A 22,690-nucleotide genomic window follows, 5' to 3' on the forward strand; every position below is an offset into this window, starting at 1 on the left:
CGTCCGGGGCCGGTTGGTCGGCACCCGGGCCATCGGGTAACCTGGCCAGGTTGCCCGGGCTGCGCCTGGCGGCGACCTCATGAACGTTTCAATCCCAGGAGTATCCCGTGGCTAGCGTGTGCGACGTCTGTGGCAAGGGACCGGGCTTCGGCCACAACGTGTCCCACTCGCACCGGCGGACCAACCGCCGCTGGAACCCGAACATCCAGTCGGTGCGTACCCCGGCCGGTGGCGGCAACACCAAGAAGTTGAAGGTCTGCACCTCCTGCATCAAGGCGGGCAAGGTCACCCGCGCCTGACGCGGTAGGCCCCACCCCTCATCACTCGTCATTGCCGGCGGGCCGTCACGGCCCGCCGGCTCTGTCGCGTCCGCCGGCCGACGCCTCCGCAGCGCACGGCGGGCGTGCAGCGCGACGGGTCGCGGCGCCCCGGCGACGGCCGGAGCGGCCCGCGACGGGGCCAGCGCGTCCGGGGGCGGGTCAGAGCGTCCGGGCGAAGGAGATGCAGCCCGGGGCGTCGCGGTAGAAGCCGAAGTTCGGGATCCGCTCGTAGCCGGCCGCCGTGTACATGGCGATGGCCTCGGGCTGCTTGTCGCCGCACTCCAGGACGATCCGCTTGCGCCCGTGCTCCCGCGCGGAGCGCTCCACCGCCGCCAGCACCGCCCGGGCCACGCCCCGGCCCCGGGCCGCCGGCGCGGTGTACATCCGCTTCAGCTCGGCGGTGTCGCCCTCGTCACCGTGGCTGCGCCAGCCGCCGCAGCCGACCGGCTCGCCGCCGAGGTGGGCGACGAGGAAGGCCCCGGCGGGCGGCTCGAACTCGCCCGGGTCGACCGGGGTCTCGTCGCCGCTGCCGCCGTACCGGGCACCGAGGTCGGCCAGGGCGGCCCGGATCAGTCGCCGCGCCACCGGCGAGTCGAAGCGCTCGGCCCGAATCTCGATCTCACTCACGCAGTAAAGGCTACGACGCTGGTCGGCCCTTACCGGAAGTGGTCCCAGCCAGCGGGTCCGTCGTACGGGCGCCCGTCGACCGTCACGCCCGAGCCCTCCGCGACCCGCCCGATCGGCCGCCAGTCCGGCGGCAGCGCCACCGCCGACGGGAAGGTCGCGGCCAGCGCGTGGTCGTCGCCCCCGGCGAGGAGCCAGGAGTACGGGTCGACGCCGAGCGCCTGGGCGGCGTCGCGCATCTGCCGGGGCACCTCGAAGGCGTCCCGGCGCACGTCCACCGCGACCCCGCTCGCCTTCGCGACGTGCCCGACGTCGGCGAGCAGCCCGTCCGACACGTCGATCATGGAGGTGGCGCCGAGCCGGGCGGCGTGCGGCCCCGCCGCGTAGGGCACCTCGGGCCGCCGGCAGGCCTCCACCAGCAACCGGGGCGTACGGAAGCCCCGGGAGAGCACGGTCAGCCCGGCCGCCGCGTACCCGATGCGGCCGGCCAGGGCCAGCACGTCACCGGGCCGCGCGCCGGAGCGCGTCACCGGCGGCCGGCCGCCCAGGTCGCCGAGGGCCGTGACCGCGATGGTCAGCGTGGGGCTGGCCGACATGTCCCCGCCCACCACGCTCGCGCCGACCTTCGCCGCCTCGGCGGCCAGCCCGTCGGCGAGCTCCTCGGCCCAGTCGGTCTCCAACTCCGGCGGCATGCAGAGCGCCACCAGCAGCGCGGTCGGCTGCGCCCCCATCGCGGCGATGTCCGCCAGGTTCGCCGCCGCCGCCCGGTGGCCGACGTCACGCGCGCCGGACCAGTCCCGCCGGAAGTGCCGGCCCTCCACCAGCACGTCGGTCGAGGCCACGACCCGGGCGTCCGGGGCGGCCACCACCGCAGCGTCGTCCCCGGGACCGAGCAGAACCGTCGATCCGTACGACAACCGGGCGGTCACCCGGTCGATCAGGCCGAACTCGCCGACCCCCGCGACACTCATACCGGCCCTCCGCCGCGCTCGCTCACCGCTTCTCCTCGACCACCGATAGGGATCAGACCTGGTCCGTAAGGTACTTTCTCCCTTCGGGCCGCCCCGCAGGCGGCGACGGACGGAGGTCGAGTCGTGGTACAGGCGTACATCCTCATCCAGACGGAGGTCGGCCGCGCGCGCGACGTGGCCGGTCTCATCTCTGACCTTGCCGGCGTGGTACGCGTCGACGCCGTCACCGGGCCGTACGACGTGGTCGTGCTCACCGAGGCGAACACCGTCGACGAACTCGGCAAACTCATCGTCAGCAAGGTGCAGATGGTGCCCGGCATCACCCGCACCCTCACGTGTTCGGTGGTGCGCCTGTAAGTGGACAAGATCACTGACTCTCCCGTGACCGATTCCGACCAGCCGGACGAGGTGGCCCCCGACCGGCCGGCCCGCGACCGGACGACCCGGGGCGCCGCGCTGATCGCGACGCTGATCGCGCTGCCGGTCACCGTGCTGGTGGGCGCGCTCGCGTTCACCCAACTCTCCCCCGACGAGCGGGCCGAGCCGGCCGCCACGCCGAGCGCGACCGCCACGAGTGTCGGCCCGCGCTCCACCGCCCCGGTCGAGATGGCCGCGCCGGCGCTGGCCGAGCGCCCCGCCACGGTCTGCCGGGCCCTGCTCTCCCAACTGCCGGCCACGGTCAACGACCTGCCGCAGCGCCCCGTCACCGCCGGCCCGGAGCAGAACGCCGCGTACGGCGATCCGGCGCTCACCGTCGCCTGCGGCGGCACGGAGCCGGCCGTCGGCGACACGGACGACGTCTGGACGGTCAACAAGGTCTGCTGGTACGCCACCGAGCAGTCCGACGCCACCGTGCTCACCACCCTGGACCGGGAGACCGCCGTCACGGTCCGCGTGCCGCGCTCCTACGGGCAGGCGTTGCAGTGGGTCGCGCCCGTCTCCGACACCATCGTGGCCTCGGTACCCTCCGGCGGCGACGCCCCGAGCGGCTGCCGGAACTGACCGACGCTCCCCGGCCCACCGTGCCCCGGGGGCACTGCGGAAAAGGGCCCGTTCCCCGCGCCGTGCGGGAACGGGCCCTTTTCGCTGCCGCTGTCAGTGCAGGCCCACGCCGCGGTGCAGGGCGGTGCGGATGAGGCGGTGGACCAGCTTCGGGTACTCCAGGCCGGAGGCCGCCCACATCCGGGGGAACATCGACGTCGGCGTGAAGCCCGGCATCGTGTTGATCTCGTTGAGGTAGACGTCCAGGTCGGGGGTGACGAAGAAGTCGACCCGGGCCAGCCCGGCGCAGTCGAGCGCGGTGAAGGCGCGGACGGCGTACTCGCGGACCTGGCGGGTCACCCGCTCCGGCAGGCCGGCGGGGATGTCGTACTCGCAGGCGGACTCGGAGTCGATGTACTTCGCCTCGAAGTCGTAGAAGTCGTAGTCCCCGACCACCCGGACCTCGGCGAGCACGGACGCCTCCGGCGCCCCGCCGGCCTCGCCCTCCAGCACGCCGCACTCGATCTCGCGGCCGACGATCGCCCCCTCGATGAGCACCTTCGGGTCGATCTGCCGGGCGGTGGCGACCGCCGCGTCGAGGTCGGCCCAGTCGTCGACCTTGCTGATGCCGAACGACGAACCGGCCCGCGACGGCTTCACGAAGACCGGCAGGCCGAGCCGCTCCTTGTCCGCCTCGCTCAGCGTCATCCCGTTGCGCAGCACGGCGTACGGGCCGACGGGGATGCCCTCGGCGGCGCAGAGCTTCTTGGTGAACTCCTTGTCCATGGCGGCGGCGGAGGCGAAGACGTTCGCCCCGACGTACGGGATGCCGGCCATCTCCAGCATGCCCTGGATGGTGCCGTCCTCGCCGTACGCGCCGTGCAGCACCGGGAAGACCACGTCGACGTCGGCGAGCGCCCGGGGCCCCTCGGTGGGGTCGAGCACCATGAGCCCGTTGCCGGTCGGGTCGGCGCGCAGCACGATGTCGGTGCCGGAGTCGGCGGTGATCTCCGGCAGCCGGCGCGCGTCGATCGCCAACTGTCCGGGGTCGCCGCTGGTCAGCACCCACTGGCCGGCCCGGGTGATGCCCACCGGCACCACCTCGAACTCGTCCGGGTCGAGGGCGCCGAGGACGCTGCCGGCGCTGACGCAGGAGATGCCGTGCTCCGGGCTGCGGCCGCCGAACACGATCGCCACGCGGGTCCTGCCTGGGGTGGTCACTGCGTCACCTCTTCGTACGCGACTGCTCCGGTCGTGGCGCTCACCCGGTTGACCTTACTGTGCGTGGCGGGCGCCGGATGCCGATACCCGGGGAGAGCCGAGCCGTGGCGGCATTCGGTCAACAAAGGATATACGTAGCGTTACCACGCACCCGGCGATGCGGGGCGGTGACGGCGCCGGGCGCCCACTACGCTGCACGTCCTATGAGCGCTGATCCCCTCATCGAGTCCCTGTCGGCGGCGCTGGACGCCCGCCCCGACGACCTGCCGCTGCGGCTGCACCTCGCCGCGCTGCTGCTCGACGCCGGCCGGGCCGGGGAGGCGATCGCACAGGTCGGGCAGGCGCTCGCCCGGGATCCGGGCAGCGCCGAGGCGCAGGCGTTGATGCAGCGGGCGCTGGCGGGCCCCGTACCGCCGCCCCCGGCGGCGCGGCGCGCGGCGCCGGACGGGCCCGGCGGCGCCGCCGCGACCGCCGACCACGATCCCCTCGCGGCCTACGAGCAGGAGCTGGCCGACGTGGTGCCGCCGCGCTTCGCCCGCGCCGGCGACGAGCCGGAGCCGGTGGCGGGCGACGCCGACCGGGTGTACGACGTGGAGTCCTCCGGCATCCGGCTGGCCGACGTGGGCGGCATGGCTGCGGTCAAGGAGCGTCTGGAGCTGGCCTTCCTCGGCCCGCTGCGCAACCCGGAGCTGCGCAGGATGTACGGCAAGAGCCTGCGGGGCGGCCTGATGCTCTACGGCCCGCCCGGCTGCGGCAAGACGTTCCTGGCCCGGGCGGTCGCTGGGGAGATGGGCGCGAAGTTCATCTCCCTGTCCATCGTGGACGTGCTGGACATGTGGATGGGCAACTCGGAGCGCAACCTGCACGAGCTGTTCCAGGCGGCCCGCCGCAACGCGCCGTGCGTGCTCTTCCTCGACGAGGTCGACGCGCTGGGGCACAAGCGTTCGCAGGTCGGCTCCAGCTCGATGCGGACGCTGGGCAACCAGCTGCTGGCGGAGCTGGACGGGATGGAGGGCAGCAACGAGGGGGTCTTCGTGCTGGCAGCCACCAACACCCCCTGGGATGTCGATCCGGCGCTGCGCCGGCCCGGGCGGCTCGACCGGGTGGTGCTGGTGCTGCCGCCCGACGCCGAGGCGCGCCGGTCCATCCTGGAGTACCACCTGCGGGAGCGGCCGATCGCGGGGATCGACCTGCGGAAGATCGTCGCGGCCACCGAGGACTACTCGGGCGCCGACCTGGCCCACCTCTGCGAGACGGCCGCCGAGTTCGCGATGGCCGACTCGGTACGCACCGGCGAGGTGCGGATGATCGAGCACCGGGACCTGGAGCGGGCGGTCAGGGAGGTCCGGCCGTCGACGAAGCCGTGGATGGCCACCGCCCGCAACGTGGCGATGTTCGCCAACGAGGGGGGCGTCTACGACGATCTGGTGGCCTACCTGAAGCGGCGCAGGATGCTGTGACGCTCCCTGCGGCTCCCAAACGGGACCGCCGCCTGACAGGACCGCCGCCTGACGGGACCGCCGCCTGACGCCGGACGGCCCGGCGGGGCGCCGGGCCGCGCCTCCCGCCGGGCCGGGCCGCCTGCCGGATGATGTTCCGCCCGGCGGGGCCGTCTCCGTCGACCGCACCGCGGGCGGCGTCAGCCGCGCGCGTGCCGCCGGCCGATGGCGATCACCTTGACCCGCTGCCGGCCGGCCCGCACCATGCCGAGCGCCATGAACGCGCCCGCGATCCGGTCGGCCGCCTCCCGGCTGCTCGCCCCGACCACCTGACGGCGCCGCTCGGGGCAGTTGCGTTCGTCGCGGCCGGCGCTCTCGGTCGGCCGTACGTCGGTGAGCACCACCAGGAACCGCGTCATCGGAGCCCGCCGGCGCGGTCGGCGCGGGTCTGTCGAGCAGTACGCACGTCGAATCCCTTCCGGCGAGCGGGCCACGGGGCGTGGCACGCGGCGATCGGGTACGGGGGAGAAACCCGATCGCCGCGCGCCCCATCCCCTCCGGTCACTCACCACCACCGTCGCCACGACAACCGGCGGTGAGGACGCGATGACAGACTGACATGTATACAGCCATGAATGCAACTCTCATCGGCGTTCTCTCATCTACACCTTCCCGGAAAGATGTGCGACGATCGATGCATGGCTCCCAAGACCGCCCGTGCCCGGCGACTGGGCATCGCGCTGCGTACCCACCGGGAAGCCGCCGGCCTCACGCTGGAGGCGGCGGCGGACGAGATCAGCAGCACCCGCAGCACCCTGTCCCGCTACGAGAACGCACAGACGCTGGTCAGCCCGGCCACCGTGCGCGCCCTGCTCACCCTCTACGGCGTCGGCGCGGACGAGGTCGCCGCCGCTGTTCAGCTCGCCAAGGACGCGCGCAAGCCCGGCTGGTGGGTGTCGTACTCGTACCTGCTGGACCGGCGCACCATCGACTTCATCGCGCTCGAGGCCGAGGCGACCGGCATCGCCAACTTCGAGCCGTCGGTGGTGCCGGGGCTGTTGCAGACCGCCGACTACATCCGGGGCGTGATGCGGGGCGGTCCGCACACCCTCGGCGACGACGAGGTGGAGCAGCGGGTCCAGTTCCGGCTGGACCGGCAGCAGCGGCTGACCAGCGACCAGCCGCCGATCCTGGACGCGATCATCGACGAGGGCGCGCTGCTGCGACCCGTCGGCGACCGGTCGGTGATGGAGGCACAGCTGCACCACCTGGTCAAGATGGGCGAGCTGCCCAACATCACCGTCCAGGTGATCCCGCTCGCCGCCGGCTACCACCGGGGCACCCGGGGCTCGCTGCACATCCTGGAGTTCGCGGACCCGGAGGACCCGATCATCGCCTCGGTGGAGACGGTGGCCGGGCAGATGGTCCTCGACCGGCCGGGCGACCTGCGTACCTGCACCAAGATCATGGAGCACCTGCGGACCGTCGCGCTCAGCCCGGCGGCCAGTCGCGACCAGCTCCTCCAACTGTTGAAGGGACGGTAGGACCATGACACCGACGATCAGCGCGGCGCTGGCCGTGGCGCGGTGGCGCAAGAGCAGCCGCAGCGGCGACGAGGGGGCGTGCGTGGAGATGGCGGTGCTCCCGGGAACGGTCGCCGTCCGCGACTCCAAGGACCCCGGCGGCCCCGCCCTGCTCTTCCCGCCGGCCGCGTGGGCCGCCTTCGCCGGGGCGCCGCCCCGGCACTGACCCCTCCTCCGGAAGGCGCCGGCGCGCCCGCTGACCACGTCGCGCCGGTGCCTCGCCGGCGACGGTCCCACCGATGGGAGCCGGTGGGGCCGTCGCCCGGCGGGGTTCGGCCCCGCGCGACGACCGGCCGGCCGAACCGCCGGGCCACCGGAGCGCGCCCGCCCGACGGGGAGGCGGGCGGGTCAGCCCGCGACGACCGGGCGGGGCGCGGGACCCGCCCGCAGCGCCTCCAGCGCCGCGATGGCCACGCCCCGGGCGCCGGCCATGTCCCGCTCGGGCACCAGGGCGAAGGTCGCCGACGCGGCCTGCTCCTCCCGGAGCACCGTGTGCTCCCGCACCGTCGCGAGGAACCAGTCCCGGAAGTCGGGGGCAGCCTCCACCACCCCGCCACCGACGAAGTACGCGTGCGGATCGGTGAAGTTGGCCGCCACGGTGAAGAGCCGGCCCAGCGCCATCGCCTGCTGGGTGAACACCTCCCGGGCGAGCGCGTCGCCGCGCTCGGCGTAGCCACGGAGCAGCTTGGCCGCCCGCTCCGGCGCCTCGCCGGTCAGCGGGTGGTCGGGAAAGCGACCCAGCCAGTACGGCAGCAGGTTCCGCCCGATCGCGGTCAGCGACGCCACGCTCTCCGCGTCCCCCGCGAAGCCGCAGGCGCACGTGGGCACCGGCTGGTCCGGTGCGAGCAGCCCGGTCAGCGGGATGTGCACGTGCCCCAGTTCGCCGGCCATCCCCGCCGCGCCGGCGACCACCCGGCCCGCCTCGACCACGCCCCCGCCCAGTCCCGTGCCGACGATGGCCGACACGGACGAGCGGCGCATCGCCTCCGCGCCGAAGTACGTGTGGTGGGCGTAGAGCGCGGCGGCGTTGCCGTCGTTGTGGTAGAGCACCGGCAGGCCGAGCCGCCGCTCCAACGCGGTCCGCACGTCGTAGCCGCGCCAGGCGGGCTGGGAGAAGTTGGTCGACCCCCGGGAGGAGATCACCCCGGTGGCGCTCGCCGGCCCGGGCGTGTCCAGCCCGACCGCGCGCACCGCCGCGCGGGGCACCCCGGTCAGCGCCAGCACCCCGTCGAACGCGCGGGCCAGCGCCTCGATCGCCGCCGCCGGGCCGGCGCGTACCTCGCTCGGGTTCTCCACCAGGCCGTCCACCAGGAAGCGACCGTCCAGGGTGAGCACGGTGGCGTTGTTGCTGGTGCCCCCGTTGTCCAGCCCGACGACCACCGGCACGTCCGCACCGCCCACGACAACCCGCCTCCCGCCGCCACGCCTGACGTGAGGCTAGTGCCCCGCCCCCGGCCCCGCCAGGCAGCGCCGGGCGGTCCCATCGACGGGGCAGCTCGACAGCGCCACGACGCGGGCACGCCGGCCGGCCGGGTGCCCGCCCGCGACGGGCCGCGGGTCAGCCCGGGCGGCGGGCCGTGACGGCGATGGCGTCCCGCTCGTCGTCGCGGAGCACGGTGGGGTGCAGGCCCACGGCGGTCAGCGCCGCGCGCAGCGCGTCCACCTGGGTCTCCCCCGCCTCCACCACCAGGTGCCCGCCCGGGGCCAGCCAGCGCGCCGCGCCCTCGGCCACGCGACGCAGCACCGCCAGCCCGTCCGGCCCGCCGTCGAGGGCCACCGGCGCCTCGTGCAGCCGCGCCTCCGGCGGCATCAGCGCCACCGCCCCCGTCGGCACGTACGGGGCGTTGGCCAGCACCAGGTCCAGCCGGCCCCGCCAGCGCACCGGCAGCGGGTCGTACAGGTCGCCCTCGAAGACCGGGACGGCCAACGGGGCGAGGTTGCGCCGGGCGCACGCCACGGCGGCGGGGTCCACGTCGGCGGCGGCCAGCCAGCGCGGCGCGAGCCGGCGGGCCAGGGCCACGGTGGTGGCGCCGGAACCGCAGCACAGGTCCACGACGGCCGCCGCCGGCCCGGTCACCGCGACGGCGGCGTCGACCAGCAGGGCGGTACGCGCACGCGGCACGAACACGCCGGGGTCGACGGCGATCCGTTCGCCGCAGAACTCGGCCCAGCCGAGCACGTGCTCCAGCGGCAGCCCGGCGACCCGGCGCTCGACCAGGTCGGCCAGCGCCTCGGCCGAGTCGGCGGCGGCGATCAGCAGCTCCGCCTCGTCCTCGGCGTAGACGCAGCCCGCGGCGCGCAGCCGGTGCACGAGGGCGGGCCGGTCGGGGCGGAAGGAGAAGACGGTCATGGAGGACCTCCGGGCCCGGCGCGGGGTGTCAGCGGCTGGCGTCCAGCGCGGCGGCCACGTCGGCGACCAGGTCGGCGGGATCCTCGACGCCGCAGGAGAGCCGGACGAAGCCGGGCGGGGTGTCGTCGCCCCACTGGGCCCGCCGGTCCGCCGTGGTGTGCAGGCCGCCGAAGGAGGTGGCGGCGGCCACGAGCCGGGCCGCGTCGAGGAACCGCGCCACCCGCCCGGCGTCGCCGAGGTCGAAGCAGAGCACCCCGGGAATCCGTCGCATCTGGACCGACGCCACCGGGTGGGCCGGATCGCCGGGCAGCCCCGGCCAGCGCACGCCGGTCACGTCGTCGCGCCCCGCGAGCAGCTCGGCGAGGGCCCGCGCGTTGGCGGTCTGCCGGGCGAGCCGCAGATCCAGGGTGGCCAGCGACCGGTGGGCGAGCCAGGCGTCGAACGCGCCGGGCACCGCCCCGGTGGCGTTCCGCCAGGCGGTGACCGCGTCGCGCAGCTCGGCCGAGCGCGTCGCCACGTAGCCGATCAGCAGGTCGGAGTGCCCCGTCAGGGCCTTCGTCCCGGAGGCCACCACGACGTCGGCGCCCAGGTCCAGCGGACGCTGCCCGAGCGGCGTGGCCGTGGTGTTGTCGACCGCGACCAGGGCGCCGGCGGCGCGCGCCCGGGCGGCCAGCGCCGCCACGTCCGCGACGTCCAGGCCCGGGTTGGCCGGGGTCTCCAGCAGCACCAGGCGTACGCCGTCGAACGCCGGGTGCGGGCCGGCGGTCGGGGCGAGGAGCACCCGTACGCCGATGCCCTCCAGCGTGTCGGCGGCGAAGGCCCGGACGGAGAAGTAGCCGTCCGACGGCAGCACCACGGTGTCGCCCGGCCGCAGCACCGTCAACAGCAGCCCGGTGATCGCGGCCTGCCCGCTGGCGAAGACCCGGCAGTCGCCGCCCTCCAGCTCCCCGACCGCCGCCTCCAGCAGCCGCCGGGTGGGGTTGTCCGGCCGGCCGTAGCCGTCGGGCGCCGCCGCCGGCCCCGCCCACGGGTCCAGGTGGTACGGCGCGGCGAACACCGGCCCGGGCAGGAACGGCTGGCCGGGGGCCGGCTCGGGCAGGCCGGCGCGGACGCAGCGGGTGCCGTCCCGGTCTTCGGTCATGTCCCTCACTCCGGCTTGGTGGTGCGGCTCATCAGGGCCTCGACGGCGAGTCGCGGGTCCATGCCCTCGTGGCAGACCAGCTCGACCTGCTCGGTGATCGGCATCTCCACCGCGTGCGCGCGGGCCAGGTCGCGCAGGGCCAGCGCGCTCTTGACGCCCTCGGCGGTCTGCCGGGTCGCGATGCGGGCCTCCTCCAGGGTCGCGCCCCGGCCGAGGTGCTCGCCGAAGGTGCGGTTGCGGGCCATCGGCGACGAGCAGGAGGCGACGAGGTCTCCCATCCCGGCCAGGCCGGCGAAGGTGAGCGGGTCGGCGCCCAGGGCGACGCCGAGCCGGGCCGTCTCGGCCAGTCCCCGGGTGACCAGCATGGCCCGGGTGTTGTCGCCGAAGCCCATCGCCACGGCGATGCCGTACGCCAGGGCGATCACGTTCTTCACCGCGCCGCCCAGCTCGCAGCCGATGACGTCGTCGTTGGTGTACGGGCGGAAGTAGGGCGTGGTGATCGAGCGCTGCACCAGCGTGGCCCGGTCGGCGTCGGTGCAGGCGACCACGGTGGCGGCGGGCTGCTCGGCGGCGATCTCCGGGGCCAGGTTGGGGCCGGAGACCACCACCACGCGGTCGGCGGCGACTCCGGCGGTCTCCACGATCACCTCGCTCATCCGCCTGGTGGTGCCCAGCTCGATGCCCTTCATCAGCGACACCAGGGTGGCGTCCGGATGCAGGTGCGCGGTCCACTCGGCCAGGTTGCCGCGCAGCGTCTGCGACGGCACCGCCAGCACCACCTGCTCGGCGCCGGTGATCGCCTCGGCGGCGTCGCCCGTCGCCGTGACCCGCGACGGCAGCAGCACGTCCGGCAGGTACTCCGGGTTGCGCCGCTCGGCCCGGATCGTGTCGGCGACCGCCTGGCGGCGGGCCCAGACGGTGACGTCCCGGCCGGCGTCGGCCAGGATCTTGGCGAACGCGGTGCCCCACGAGCCGGCCCCCAGGACCGCGACGTGCCCGCTCACGCCGCCGCCCCCGGCCGCCGCCGCTCGCCGGCGGGACGGGCCGGGCGTTCCCACAGTGGGGGCGGGGTGCCGCCCCGGATCTCGGTGAGCATGTCACGAAGGCGCAGCATGATGGTGTCGGTCATCTCCTCGAGGACGGCCTTCGTCGGAGTCGACCCGGCCCACCGGCCCAGGTCGACGGGGGGCCCGGCGACCACGGTCACCGGGATCCGGGGGCGCGGGTCCAGTCGGGACCGGCGCGGGTCGAACATCCGCTCCGGGCCCCACATGACGAGCGGGACCACCGGCGCCCCGGTGGCGAGCGCGAGCCGGGCGGCACCGGTCTTGCCCTTCATCGGCCACAGCTCCGGATCGCGGGTGATGGTGCCCTCCGGGTAGATCACCACGGCGCCGCCCTGGTCGAGCGCGGCGACGAGGTGGTCCAGCGACCGCACCGCCTCCACGGTGTTGCGCTCGACCGGGATCTGCCGGCACCGGTGCAGGATCCAGCCGATCACCGGGACCCGGAACACGCTGGCCTTGCCGAGGAACTGCGGCCAACGGCCGGAGTCGTAGACGAAGTGGGCCGCGACGAGCGGGTCGGCGTGCGAGATGTGGTTCGGCACGATGATCACACCGCCGTCGCCGCGCAGGTGCTCCATGCCGCGCCAGGTGCGCCGGGTCCAGACGGTCATCACCGGTTTGACCAGCACCACGGCGAACCATTGCCAGAACCCCAGCCTCGGCCGTGCCACCCGCGCCTCCTCGTGCCGCCCCGCCCCGCACCGGATCCGCACCCGGTGACGCCCCGCAGCGGAAATCATGCCTGCTCGACCCGGGTCCGGCCAGAGAGGGTACCGCCGTGTGGCTGGCAGGATGGCGGTGTGAGTCAGCCGAGGTGGACCGTGGTGGTCCCGGTGAAGCGCCTCGCCGCCGCGAAGAGCCGGCTGCGGGGGGCGCTGCCGGCCGTACCGCACGAGGAGTTGGCGCTGGCCCTGGCCGCCGACACGGTCGCCGCGGTGCGGGCCTGCCCGGCGGTCGCCGGGGTCCTCGTCGTCACCGACGACGCCCGCGTGGCCGAGGCCGCCCGCCGGGCGGGCGCCCGCGCGCTGCCCGACGCCCCCGACGCCGGGCTGAACGCCGCCTTCCGGCACGGCGCGTCGGCCGCGGGCGGCGGCTGGGTGGCCGGGCTGACCGCCGACCTGCCCGCGCTGCGCCCGGCCGAGCTGGCGGCGGCGCTGCGGGCGGCGCAGGCGGCGCCCCGGGGCGTACGCCGGTTCGTGGCCGACGCCCCCGGCCGGGGCACCGTGCTGCTGGCCGCGCCGCCGGGCGTGGCCCTGGATCCCCGCTTCGGGGTCGGCTCGGCCGCCGCGCACGCCGCGAGCGGGGCGCTCGCCCTCACCGGGGACTGGCCGAGCCTGCGCCGGGACGTGGACACCGCCGACGACCTGGCCGCGGCGGCCCGGCTCGGGCTGGGGCCCCGTACGGCCGCCCTGGCCGCCGCCGGCTGCGCGGCCTGAGGGGCGTGTAGCGTGCGGGGCATGCAGGGCACGGTGGCCACCTACGACGCGGCGACCCGCAGCGGGACGCTGCTCCTCGACGACGGCACCGAGCTGGCCTTCCCGGCCCGGGCGTTCGACGCCTCCGGGCTGCGGCTGCTCCGCCTCGGTCAGCGGTTGCGCGTCGAGACCGACGCCGCCGGTGAGGTGGTCCGGGTGACATTGCCGACGATGGCCTGAGCGGCTGGCCGAAGTTCATTTTGCGTTAACCGCATCCGGGTGATTATGGGCGGGTGAGCACCCCTCGCAAGCCCTCCGCCAACCGCCCGCACACCGACCCCGCCGCACCCCGCAACGGCGCCCGGTCCCGCGGCGCCGACGGCCGGTTCCACGCCGACCCGGCCGCCGCCACCCCGGCGGAGGCGCCCGCCGCGACCCCGGGGGAAACGCCCGCCGCGACCGGCACGGCCGACGCCGCCGGTACCGGCGGCGCGGCCGCCTCCGCCGGGCTGGAGGAGGTGCTGGACGCGGCGCCGCCCGCCGAGGCGCCGACGCCCGACCTCGTCGACGGGCCGCCCCCGCCGGAGCCGCTGCCGGAGGACCGCTTCCTCAACCGGGAGCTCTCCTGGCTCGACTTCAACGCCCGGGTGCTGGCGCTCGCCGAGGACCCGCGCACACCGCTGCTGGAGCGGGCCAAGTTCCTGGCGATCTTCGCCAGCAACCTCGACGAGTTCTACATGGTGCGGGTCGCGGGGCTCAAGCGCCGGCTCCAGGCCGGCCTGCCGGTACGCGGCGGCGACCGGATGCCGCTGCGTACCCAGTTGGAGCTGGTCGCCGGCAAGGCCGCGACGCTGGTGGCCCGGCACTCGGCCTGCTTCACCGACGACGTGCTGCCGAAGCTGGCCGCCGAGGACATCCGGATCCTGCGCTGGGCCGACCTGGACGACCCCGAACGGGAGCGGCTGCGCGCGTACTTCCGGGAGCAGATCTTCCCGGTGCTGACCCCGTTGGCGGTGGACCCGGCGCACCCCTTCCCGTACATCTCGGGGCGGTCGCTCAACCTCGCGGTGGCGGTCCGCGACCCCGACGGCGGCTCGGAGTTCTTCGCCCGGGTCAAGGTGCCGAACAACGTGCCCCGCTTCGTCCGGGTGCACCGTGACCTGCCGGGCCTGCGGATGCTGCCGGTGGAGGACCTGATCTCGGTGCACCTGGGGCAGCTCTTCTCCGGCATGCAGGTGGTCGAGTGCCACCTGTTCCGGGTCACCCGCAACGCCGAGGTGGAGGTCGACGAGGACCGCGACGAGGACCTGCTCCAGGCGCTGGAGCGGGAGCTGGCCCGGCGCCGGTTCGGCCCGCCCGTGCGGCTGGAGGTGGCCACCTCGGTCTCCGAGCACGTGCTGGAACTGCTCGTCCGCGAGCTGGACATGCACGACCAGGAGGTGCTGCGGGTGCCCGGCCTGCTCGACCTCTCCGCGCTCTGGCAGCTCTACAACGAGGCGGACCGGCCGGACCTGAAGGACCGGCCGTTCGTGCCGGCCACCCACCCCCGGCTCACCGAGGGCGAGGTGCCCCGCAGCGTCTTCGCGACCCTGCGCGACGGGGACATCCTGGTCCACCACCCGTACCACTCGTTCGCCACCAGCGTGCAGCGCTTCATCGAGCAGGCCGCCGCGGATCCGGACGTGCTTGCCATCAAGCAGACCCTCTACCGCACCAGCGGCGACTCCCCCATCGTGGACGCGCTCGTCGACGCGGCGGCCGCCGGCAAGCAGGTGGTGGTGCTCGTCGAGCTGAAGGCGCGCTTCGACGAGGTGGCCAACATCGGCTGGGCGCGCACGCTGGAGCGCGCCGGCTGTCACGTCGTCTACGGCCTGGTCGGGCTCAAGACACACTGCAAGACCGCCCTGGTCGTACGTCAGGAGGGCAACCAGATCCGCCGCTACTGCCACATCGGCACCGGCAACTACCACCCGAAGACCGCCCGGCTCTACGAGGACTTCGGCATGCTCACCGCCGACCCGGAGATCGGCGCCGACCTGACCGACCTGTTCAACGTGCTGACCGGCTACAGCCGGCAGACCGCGTACCGGCGGCTGCTGGTGGCGCCGCAGGGCATCCGCAGCGGGCTCATCGAGCGCATCGAGCGGGAGATCGCGCACGTCCGGCTGGGCATGCCCGGGCTCGTGCAGATCAAGGTGAACTCGCTGGTCGACGAGGAGATCACCGACGCGCTCTACCGGGCCTCCCGCGCCGGCGTCCACGTCGACCTGGTGATCCGGGGCATGTGCACGCTGCGCCCGGGGGTGCCCGGCCTGTCGGAGAACATCCGGGTCCGCTCGATCCTGGGCCGGTTCCTGGAGCACTCCCGGATCTTCCGGTTCGGCAACGACGGCGACGCCGAGTTCTGGATGGGCTCGGCCGACCTGATGCACCGCAACCTGGACCGCCGGGTCGAGGCGCTGGTGCGGGTGAGCGACCCGGTCGCCCGCGCCGAGCTGGACCACGTGCTGACCGCCGCGATGAGCCCGGACGTGGACGCCTTCGAGCTGGCGCCGGACGGCACCTGGAGCCGGCGTACCGGCACGGCCGACGAGCCGCGGGTCCACCTCCAGGAGTTGTTGCTGCGTCGTGTCGGTGGCACGGCGGGCTGACCCGTACGCGCATAGGCTGACCAGATGCTGGATGAGCGGGACGCGGCCGGCCCCGGTCGGAGCTGGCCGACCGCGGGCGGCGACGCGGGGCCGCCGATCCGGGCGGCGGGCGGTGTCGTGTGGCGTCCCGCCGACGACCCCGGGCCGGCCGACGGGCGCGCGCGCGGCGGGGTGTTGGTCTGCCTGGTGCACCGGCCCCGCTACGGCGACTGGTCGCTGCCCAAGGGCAAGCTGGAACGCGGCGAGCATCCGCTGCTCGCCGCCGTCCGGGAGGTGGCCGAGGAGGCCGACGTCCGGGCGGTGCCGCAGGTGCGGCTGCCGACCGTGCGCTACCGCAGCGAGGGCCGCCCGAAGGTGGTCGACTACTGGTCGATGCGGGCGGCGGCCACCGGCGGCTTCCAGCCCGCCACCGAGGTCGACGACGTGCGTTGGCTGGACGTCGACGAGGCGGTCCGGCTGGTCAGCTACCCGCACGACGCCGAGGTGCTGGCCGCGTTCGCGGCCCTGCCGACGGTCACCGGGACGGTGACGCTGGTCCGGCACGCCCACGCCGGCAAGCGGGCCACCTGGTCCGGCCCCGACACCGCCCGGCCGCTCGACGCGCAGGGCTGGGCGCAGGCCCACGCGCTCGCCCCGCTGGTGGCGCTGTCCCGCCCGGTACGCCTGCTGTCGGCGTCGGCCCGCCGCTGCGTACAGACCCTCGACCCGGCGGCGGCGCTGCTCGACCTGCCGATCGAGGTCGACGGCGACCTGGACGAGCCGCGCCCCGGCCAGCACCCCGACGAGTGCACGCTGGCCGCCGCCGCCCGCCTGGCCGCGCTGGCGGCCACCGGGGAGCCCGCCGGGGTGTGCAGCCAGGGCAAGGTGATCCCGGGCGCCCTGGCCCGCCTCAGCGGGCGGTCGGACGACCTCACCACGCCGAAGGGCGACGGCTGGCTGCTCGCCTTCGCGGGCGACCGGCTGCTCGCCCTCGACCGCCTCTGACGCGGATCAGGCCGCCCTCGACCGCCTCCGACGGGGACGACGCGGAGGCGGGTCACCCGGCCGGTCCGCCCCGGGACGGCACGGACGCGGGCGCGTGCGGGCGGGTCAGCCCCGGGGCAGGGTCAGGGTCACCGCGACCGGCAGGTGGTCGCTGGCCGTCCCGGGCGGGGCCGCCGCCTCGCCGGCCGTCAGGTCGGGAGTGACGAAGACGTGGTCGATCTGCTGGCGCGGGGCGTCGGCCGGGCTGGTCGGCAGGGGACGGGCGGCGGCCAGCGCGTCGACCAGACCCGCCCGGGTGAACTCCGCGAACGCCGGGTCGCCCGGCTCGGTGTTCAGGTCGCCGGCGACCACCAGGGGCCGGCCGGCCGCGTACCGCACGGCGAAGTCGGCGACCGCCCGGGCCTGGACCACCGGATCCTCGCCGGGCGGCGGTTGCAGGTGGGTGGCGACCACCGCGAGGCGGACGTCCTCGCTGAAGTCGACCGTGATCCCGAGCGCCTGCGCCCCGGTGGGCGCGCCGACCGCCGGCAGCGGCCGGGTCCGCGCCGCGTCCAGGGGCCACCGGCTCAGCACGGCGTCGCCCCAGAGCGGATCGGCGGCCGGCGCGAAGACGTACGGCATGTCCAGCCGCTCGGCCAGCAGGTCGAGCGTGTCGTGCCCGCCGTTGAGCAGCCAGCCCCGGTCCACCTCGCTGAGTGCCACGACGTCGGCCCCCGCGGCGGCGCGCGCCAGCGCGTCCGGGTCGAAGCGGCCGTGGATGCCGAACCCCATCCGGACGTTGTACGCCACCACCCGCACCGTCTCCGGCGGCCCGTCCCGGTTGCTGGCGGACAGCAGCTCGTCGCTGGCCACCGCCGCCAGCAGCGTCAGTACGGCGGCCGAGGCGGCCGTCCACACCGGCGGCAGCGACGGGCGGAGCGGGCCCGGGGCCGGACGACCGGGCCCGCCACCCGCCCGGGCGGGGTCACGCGAAGGGGCGGGCCGGGTCGCCAGCGCGACGGCGGCGACCAGCACCGCCACCGTCACCGGCACCCCCGCGTTGGGGTGGCCGAGGTCGTACGCGGCGTAGTAGGCCACCGCCGCGACGGCGAAGACGAGCATCCCGGCGACGGCCGCGTACCCGCGCCGCCCGGCCGCCCGCGCCGGGTCCTGCCCGCCGCCGTCCTGGACCGGGTCCTGCCCGCCGCCGTCGGGCCCCGGGGCGCCGGTGGCGTCGGTGCCGCCCCGGGTCCCGCCGTCGGCCGCGCCGGCCGACGCCAGGCACGCGCCGAGGCCGACGGCACTGAGCAGGACGGCCGGCAGCAGCAGTTCCCCGCGTTCGAGGGCGACGAGGACGGCCCCGGCGACCAGCGCCACCGGCCCGAGCCACCGCCAGGCCCCCTGCCGGGGCGACGCCAGCGCGGCGAGCAGGAAACCGCCGACCGCCACGGCGAGCGGGGCGACGCCGAACAGCGGCACCGTGGCCACCCCCACCGCGTCGGCGGGGTCCGAGCGCAGGAGCCCGAACTGGTACGACGTCGCCGTCCGGGCGACCGCCGGGGAGAGCGCCACCATGCCGGCGAGCAGCAGCGCCGGCCCGGCCAGCAGCCAGCTCCGTACGCCGCCCGGGCCGGCTGCCGACGCGGGCCGCGCCTGCCCGGCCAGGAAGAGGCCGGCGACCGCGACGGCGGCGAGCCACGCCGGCCAGTCCCCGAAGAACGCCGAGCGGTACGTGTCCAGCGCCGTGTGCAGCAGGGCGCCGACCGCCAGCCCGAGGGCCAGCCCGGGGACGGGGCGGTCGGTGGTGGCGGCGGCGCCGGCGAGCCAGACCAGCCCGGCGAGCAGCCCGGCCGTGGCGAGCCAGAGCTGGAGTGGCCCGCCCGGCTGGCCGTTGACGGCGAGGCGGGCCACGACCAGCAGCAGCGCGGCGGCGAGCGTGACGGGGCGGGCGCCGACCCGGCGGATCAGCGCGGGCGCGGCCAGGGCCAGCAGGAACCAGCCGAACGCGAAGGCCCCCAGCAGTTCGGCGGGGGTCGAGGCGGCCTGCCCGAAGATGGTGATGACCGCTGGCAGGAAGACGCGCAGGACGTCGACCAGGAGCACGACGCCGAGGGCGAGGGTGACGGTGGGGAAATGGCGGTAGCGCACCGGGGGCTGCCTTTCGCCGACCGGAAGGGGTGCGGCGATTCTGCGGGCGGGGCACGGTCCCGGTCAACGGTGCCGCAGTACGACGGTGCCGCCGAAGCCGTCGACGCGTCGGGGGCGGACACGACGAAGGGCGTCCACCGGCCGGTGGACGCCCTTGCCGTACCGCTGGGCTCAGCGCTTGGTCGCGGCCTTCTTGGCCGGGGCCTTCTTCGCGGCGGTCTTCTTGGCCGCCGCGCTCTTGCTCGCCGTCGTGGCGGTCTTCTTCGCCGCCGTGGCCTTCGTCGCCGCGGTGGTCTTCTTCGCCGGGGCGGCCTTGGTGGTCGCGGTCTTCTTCGCCGCGGTGGTCTTGGTCGCCTTCGCCGCGGGGGCCTTCTTGGCCGCCGTGGTCGCCTTGGCCCCGGTCGCCTTCGCGCCCGCCGCCTTGGTCCCGGTGGCCTTCGCCCCGGTCGCCTTGGCTCCGGTGGCCTTCGCCCCGGTGGCCTTGGCCCCCGTCGTCTTGGCCGCCGCCGTGCTCTTGGCGGCGGTCGTGGTCTTGGCGGCGGCCGCCGTGGTCTTCTTCGCCGCCGCCGTGGCCTTCGGCACCTTGCCGCTGGCCACCATCTCCTTGAACCCGGCGCCGGGACGGAAGGTCGGGACGGATGTCTTCTTGACCTTCACCGCCTCGCCGGTACGCGGGTTGCGCGCTGTTCGGGCACCCCGGACACGCTTTTCGAACGCTCCGAATCCGGTGATCGCCACCTTCTCGCCCTTGGTGACCGCCGCCTGGACCTCAGCGAGGACCGCGTCGAGCGCGGCCGTCGCCGTCTTCCGGTCCCCCAGGCGAACGGCGAGCGCCTCGATGAGCTCGGCCTTGTTCACGACTTCCTCCCGATTGTGCAACTGACTCGACGCGAGCCATTCTGCGCGCACCGTATGCCCTGTGCTGCCGGGACACAAACATTCGGTCGAAAAAAGCCCTTGTGTCGTAACGGATTCGCCCCCACCGGCGAGACCGGTGGGGGCGGAAACCGCTGTGGGATCGGGCGTACGGCTATGCGACCGAGGGCAGGAACGGCGGCCGGGCGGCCTCGAAGGCACTGATCTGCGCCTCGTGGCGGAGGGTGAGTCCAATGTCGTCCAAGCCCTCCAGCAACCGCCAGCGGCTGAAGTCGTCCATCGGGAACGACCAGGTGGCATCCCCGAGACGCACCTCGCGGGCGGTCAGGTCGACCGTCACCGGAGTGCTCGGGTCGGCCTCCACCCGGTCCCAGATCTCCTCGACCGTCTTCAATTCCAGCTCGACCGGGAGCAGCCCCTCCTTGAGGGCGTTGCCGCGGAAGATGTCGCCGAAGCGGGGCGAGATCACGGCGCGGAAGCCCCAGTCGCGCAGCGCCCAGACGGCGTGCTCCCGGGAGGAGCCCGTGCCGAACTCCGGACCGGCCACAAGAATCGACGCACCCGAATGGGCGTGATCGTTGAGGACGAATTCCGGGTCCTCGCGCCAGGCGCTGAACAAGCCGTCCGCGAAACCGGTCCGGGTCACCCGCTTGAGGTACACGGCGGGGATGATCTGATCGGTGTCCACGTTGGACCGCCGCAGCGGCACGGCGGTGCCCGTGTGGGTGGTGAACCTCTCCATCTGGGTGCCCTTCTACAGGTCGGCGGGAGCGGCCAGCCGGCCCGCCACGGCGGTGGCGGCGGCGACCGGCGGGGAGACCAGGTGGGTGCGTCCGCCCCGGCCCTGGCGGCCCTCGAAGTTGCGGTTGGAGGTGGAGGCGGAGCGCTGGCCCGGCGAGAGCGTGTCGGGGTTCATCCCCAGGCACATGGAGCAGCCGGCGAAGCGCCACTCGGCGCCTGCGTCGGTGAAGACCTTGTCCAGGCCCTCCGCCTCCGCCGCCTCGCGCACGGCGGCGGAACCGGGCACGACCAGCATGCGCACCCCGTCGGCGACCCGGCTGCCGCGCAGCACGTCGGCGGCGGCCCGCAGGTCCTCCAGCCGGCCGTTGGTGCAGGAGCCGACGAAGACCACGTCGACCGCGAGGTCCCGCAGCGGGGTGCCGGGGCGCAGGTCCATGTACTCCAGCGCGCGCCGGGCGGCCGTCCGCTCGGCCTCGGTGCCGAACTCCTCCGGCGTGGGCACCACCGCGCCCAGCGGCGCGCCCTGACCGGGGTTGGTGCCCCAGGTGACGAACGGGGTGACGGCGCCGGCGTCCAGGGTCACCTCGGCGTCGAAGGTCGCGCCCTCGTCCGTGGGCAGGGTCCGCCACCACTCGACCGCCGCGTCCCAGTCGGCGCCCTTCGGCGCGTTGGGCCGCCCCTTCAGGTACGCGAAGGTGGTCTCGTCCGGCGCGATCATGCCGGCCTTGGCGCCCCACTCGATGGACATGTTGGCGATCGTCATCCGCCCCTCCATGGACAGCGACCGGATCGCCTCGCCGCGGTACTCGACGATGTGCCCGCGCCCGCCGCCCGTGCCGACCTGGGCGATCAGCGCGAGGATCAGGTCCTTGGCGGTGACCCCCGGGGCGAGCCGCCCCGTCACGTTCACCGCCATCGTCTTCGGCCGGGCCTGCGGCAGCGTCTGGGTGGCCAGCACGTGCTCGACCTCACTCGTGCCGATGCCGAACGCGAGCGCGCCGAACGCGCCGTGGGTGGCCGTGTGCGAGTCGCCGCAGACGATGGTCATGCCGGGCTGGGTGACACCGAGTTGCGGGCCGATGACGTGCACGATGCCCTGGTTCTCGTCGCCCAGCGGGTGCAGCCGCACGCCGAACTCGGCGCAGTTGCGCCGCAGCGTCTCGATCTGCGTACGCGAGGTGGGGTCGGCGATGGTGAGCAGGTCGCCGCGCCGCTGCCGGAACGACGGGTCGGCGTACCCCGTCGGGGTGTTGTGGTCCTCCGTCGCGAGCGTGAGGTCGGTGCGGCGCACGCGGCGCCCGGCGAGGCGCAGCCCGTCGAAGGCCTGCGGGCTCGTCACCTCGTGCAGCAGGTGCAGGTCGATGAAGAGCAGATCGGGCTCGCCCTCGGCGGACCGTACGACGTGCGCGTCCCAGACCTTCTCGGCCAGGGTCCTCGGCTCGGTAGTAGTGACTCCCACCATCTGGACATCCTAAATTCTGGGAGGTAAGTTTCGGCTTGTGGGACACAGTATGAGCGGTGTCGGCGTTCTCGACAAGGCGGTGGTCATCCTGGCCGCCTGCGTCGACGGCGCCAGCCTGGCCGAACTCGTTGAACGCACCAAGCTGCCCCGGGCCACCGCGCACCGGCTGGCGCAGGCGCTGGAGATCCACCGGATGCTGGTCCGGGACACCCAGGGGCGCTGGCGTCCCGGCCCGCGCCTGGGTGAGCTCGCCAACGCGGCGCCGGACGTGCTCCTGACGGCGGCGGAGCCGCTGCTCGCGGCGCTGCGGGACGCGACGGGCGAAAGCGCCCAGCTCTACCTGCGCCGCGCCGACGAGCGCATCTGCGTGGCCGCCGCCGAGCGGGCCAGCGGCCTGCGCGACACCGTGCCGGTCGGCTCGGTGCTGCCGATGACGGCCGGCTCGGCGGCGCAGATCCTGCTCGCCTGGGAGCCGCCCGAGGCGGTGATGCCGCTGCTGCCCCGGTCGAAGTTCACCGGCCGCACCCTCGCCGAGGTACGCCGTCGCGGCTGGGCGCAGAGCGTCGCCGAACGCGAGGCCGGTGTGGCGAGCGTCTCGGCGCCGATCCGCGACCGCACCGGTCGGGTCATCGCCGCGATCAGCATCTCCGGCCCCATCGAGCGCCTCGGACGCCGCCCCGGCGAACGCCACGCGATGGCCGTGGTCCGAGCCGGCCAACGCCTCTCCGGCCTCTGAG

24 protein-coding genes are annotated in these 22,690 nt (G+C 75.1%); 11 read left to right on the plus strand and 13 right to left on the minus strand.

Features of this window, described 5'->3' with window-relative positions; genetic code table 11:
- Nucleotides 1-107 precede the first annotated feature (107 nt).
- Nucleotides 108-299, plus strand: a complete 192-nt coding sequence (gene rpmB / locus ACTMS2_RS11540) for a 50S ribosomal protein L28 (protein WP_011905179.1) — start codon at nt 108-110, stop codon at nt 297-299.
- 180 nt (nt 300-479) lie between these two features.
- On the opposite strand, the gene ACTMS2_RS11545 is transcribed toward rpmB, so the two are convergent.
- Together ACTMS2_RS11545 and ACTMS2_RS11550 are read right to left on the minus strand one after the other, a co-directional pair.
- A complete protein-coding gene (locus tag ACTMS2_RS11545; protein ID WP_089001577.1) occupies nt 480-947 on the minus strand; it encodes a GNAT family N-acetyltransferase in 468 nt (155 codons plus the stop codon).
- Nucleotides 948-976: 29 nt separating this feature from the next.
- Nucleotides 977-1,915, minus strand: a complete 939-nt coding sequence (locus ACTMS2_RS11550; RefSeq protein WP_441175382.1) for a thiamine-phosphate kinase — start codon at nt 1,913-1,915, stop codon at nt 977-979.
- Nucleotides 1,916-2,038: 123 nt separating this feature from the next.
- On the opposite strand from ACTMS2_RS11550, the gene ACTMS2_RS11555 reads away from it, so the two are divergent.
- Entirely contained in the window at nt 2,039-2,272 is a 234-nt protein-coding gene (locus ACTMS2_RS11555; RefSeq protein ID WP_089001579.1) for an Lrp/AsnC ligand binding domain-containing protein, read from the plus strand.
- The gene (locus ACTMS2_RS11560; protein WP_441175383.1) at nt 2,273-2,917 is read left to right on the plus strand and encodes a DUF3515 family protein; all 645 of its coding nucleotides are present in this window, start codon (nt 2,273-2,275) and stop codon (nt 2,915-2,917) included.
- A gap of 93 nt (nt 2,918-3,010) precedes the next feature.
- Here the strand turns inward: ACTMS2_RS11560 and ACTMS2_RS11565 are convergent, their stop codons facing one another.
- Entirely contained in the window at nt 3,011-4,117 is a 1,107-nt protein-coding gene (locus tag ACTMS2_RS11565; RefSeq protein WP_441175384.1) for a D-alanine--D-alanine ligase family protein, read from the minus strand.
- A gap of 203 nt (nt 4,118-4,320) precedes the next feature.
- Here ACTMS2_RS11565 and ACTMS2_RS11570 point away from each other — a divergent pair, with 203 nt between their 5' ends.
- Nucleotides 4,321-5,577: an ATP-binding protein gene (locus tag ACTMS2_RS11570; protein WP_441175385.1), complete on the plus strand. Its 1,257-nt coding sequence runs from the start codon at nt 4,321-4,323 to the stop codon at nt 5,575-5,577.
- A 179-nt stretch (nt 5,578-5,756) separates the two neighbouring features.
- On the opposite strand, the gene ACTMS2_RS11575 is transcribed toward ACTMS2_RS11570, so the two are convergent.
- Nucleotides 5,757-5,975, minus strand: coding sequence for a hypothetical protein (locus tag ACTMS2_RS11575; protein WP_101414550.1), 219 nt, complete (start codon nt 5,973-5,975; stop codon nt 5,757-5,759).
- A gap of 279 nt (nt 5,976-6,254) precedes the next feature.
- On the opposite strand from ACTMS2_RS11575, the gene ACTMS2_RS11580 reads away from it, so the two are divergent.
- Both ACTMS2_RS11580 and ACTMS2_RS11585 read left to right on the plus strand, forming a co-directional pair.
- The gene (locus tag ACTMS2_RS11580) at nt 6,255-7,100 is read left to right on the plus strand and encodes a helix-turn-helix domain-containing protein (RefSeq protein ID WP_089001584.1); all 846 of its coding nucleotides are present in this window, start codon (nt 6,255-6,257) and stop codon (nt 7,098-7,100) included.
- Nucleotides 7,101-7,104: 4 nt separating this feature from the next.
- The gene (locus tag ACTMS2_RS11585; RefSeq protein ID WP_363621348.1) at nt 7,105-7,305 is read left to right on the plus strand and encodes a DUF397 domain-containing protein; all 201 of its coding nucleotides are present in this window, start codon (nt 7,105-7,107) and stop codon (nt 7,303-7,305) included.
- A gap of 182 nt (nt 7,306-7,487) precedes the next feature.
- Here the strand turns inward: ACTMS2_RS11585 and ACTMS2_RS11590 are convergent, their stop codons facing one another.
- The 5 genes from ACTMS2_RS11590 to ACTMS2_RS11610 form a co-directional block, all read right to left on the minus strand.
- Entirely contained in the window at nt 7,488-8,540 is a 1,053-nt protein-coding gene (locus ACTMS2_RS11590; RefSeq protein WP_441175386.1) for an ROK family protein, read from the minus strand.
- Between the two features lie 157 nt (nt 8,541-8,697).
- Complete coding sequence (locus tag ACTMS2_RS11595) at nt 8,698-9,489, minus strand: putative protein N(5)-glutamine methyltransferase (RefSeq protein ID WP_441175387.1); 792 nt, start codon at nt 9,487-9,489, stop codon at nt 8,698-8,700.
- Between the two features lie 28 nt (nt 9,490-9,517).
- Entirely contained in the window at nt 9,518-10,630 is a 1,113-nt protein-coding gene (locus ACTMS2_RS11600; protein WP_441175388.1) for a cystathionine gamma-lyase, read from the minus strand.
- Between the two features lie 5 nt (nt 10,631-10,635).
- Entirely contained in the window at nt 10,636-11,634 is a 999-nt protein-coding gene (locus tag ACTMS2_RS11605) for an NAD(P)H-dependent glycerol-3-phosphate dehydrogenase (RefSeq protein WP_441175389.1), read from the minus strand.
- Nucleotides 11,631-12,368 (minus strand): lysophospholipid acyltransferase family protein, encoded by a 738-nt coding sequence (locus ACTMS2_RS11610; protein WP_441175390.1) that lies wholly within the window; start codon nt 12,366-12,368, stop codon nt 11,631-11,633. The genes ACTMS2_RS11605 and ACTMS2_RS11610 overlap by 4 nt, the downstream gene beginning before the upstream one ends.
- A 129-nt stretch (nt 12,369-12,497) precedes the next feature.
- Here ACTMS2_RS11610 and cofC point away from each other — a divergent pair, with 129 nt between their 5' ends.
- From cofC to ACTMS2_RS11630, 4 genes are read left to right on the plus strand one after another with little or no spacing between them, the layout of a single operon-like run.
- A complete protein-coding gene (cofC, locus tag ACTMS2_RS11615; RefSeq protein WP_441175391.1) occupies nt 12,498-13,133 on the plus strand; it encodes a 2-phospho-L-lactate guanylyltransferase in 636 nt (211 codons plus the stop codon).
- A gap of 21 nt (nt 13,134-13,154) precedes the next feature.
- Complete coding sequence (locus ACTMS2_RS11620; protein ID WP_199184673.1) at nt 13,155-13,352, plus strand: cold-shock protein; 198 nt, start codon at nt 13,155-13,157, stop codon at nt 13,350-13,352.
- Nucleotides 13,353-13,405: 53 nt separating this feature from the next.
- Nucleotides 13,406-15,763, plus strand: a complete 2,358-nt coding sequence (locus ACTMS2_RS11625) for an RNA degradosome polyphosphate kinase (RefSeq protein WP_441175392.1) — start codon at nt 13,406-13,408, stop codon at nt 15,761-15,763.
- A gap of 24 nt (nt 15,764-15,787) precedes the next feature.
- A complete protein-coding gene (locus ACTMS2_RS11630) occupies nt 15,788-16,747 on the plus strand; it encodes an NUDIX hydrolase (protein ID WP_441175393.1) in 960 nt (319 codons plus the stop codon).
- 105 nt (nt 16,748-16,852) lie between these two features.
- On the opposite strand, the gene ACTMS2_RS11635 is transcribed toward ACTMS2_RS11630, so the two are convergent.
- From ACTMS2_RS11635 to leuC, 4 genes are all read right to left on the minus strand, one after another.
- Nucleotides 16,853-18,874: an endonuclease/exonuclease/phosphatase family protein gene (locus ACTMS2_RS11635; protein WP_441175394.1), complete on the minus strand. Its 2,022-nt coding sequence runs from the start codon at nt 18,872-18,874 to the stop codon at nt 16,853-16,855.
- A gap of 171 nt (nt 18,875-19,045) precedes the next feature.
- Nucleotides 19,046-19,732, minus strand: a complete 687-nt coding sequence (locus ACTMS2_RS11640; RefSeq protein ID WP_441175395.1) for an HU family DNA-binding protein — start codon at nt 19,730-19,732, stop codon at nt 19,046-19,048.
- A gap of 172 nt (nt 19,733-19,904) precedes the next feature.
- Entirely contained in the window at nt 19,905-20,492 is a 588-nt protein-coding gene (gene leuD / locus ACTMS2_RS11645; RefSeq protein ID WP_441175396.1) for a 3-isopropylmalate dehydratase small subunit, read from the minus strand.
- Between the two features lie 12 nt (nt 20,493-20,504).
- On the minus strand, nt 20,505-21,953 hold the full coding sequence (leuC, locus tag ACTMS2_RS11650) for a 3-isopropylmalate dehydratase large subunit (RefSeq protein ID WP_441175397.1): 1,449 nt from the start codon (nt 21,951-21,953) through the stop codon (nt 20,505-20,507).
- 49 nt (nt 21,954-22,002) lie between these two features.
- On the opposite strand from leuC, the gene ACTMS2_RS11655 reads away from it, so the two are divergent.
- On the plus strand, nt 22,003-22,689 hold the full coding sequence (locus ACTMS2_RS11655) for an IclR family transcriptional regulator (RefSeq protein WP_013284529.1): 687 nt from the start codon (nt 22,003-22,005) through the stop codon (nt 22,687-22,689).
- The last annotated feature ends 1 nt before the right edge of the window (nt 22,690 follow it).

Source organism: Micromonospora sp. SD12 (genome assembly GCF_052068495.1).
In the GTDB taxonomy this organism is placed as follows: Bacteria; Actinomycetota; Actinomycetes; order Mycobacteriales; family Micromonosporaceae; genus Micromonospora; species Micromonospora echinofusca.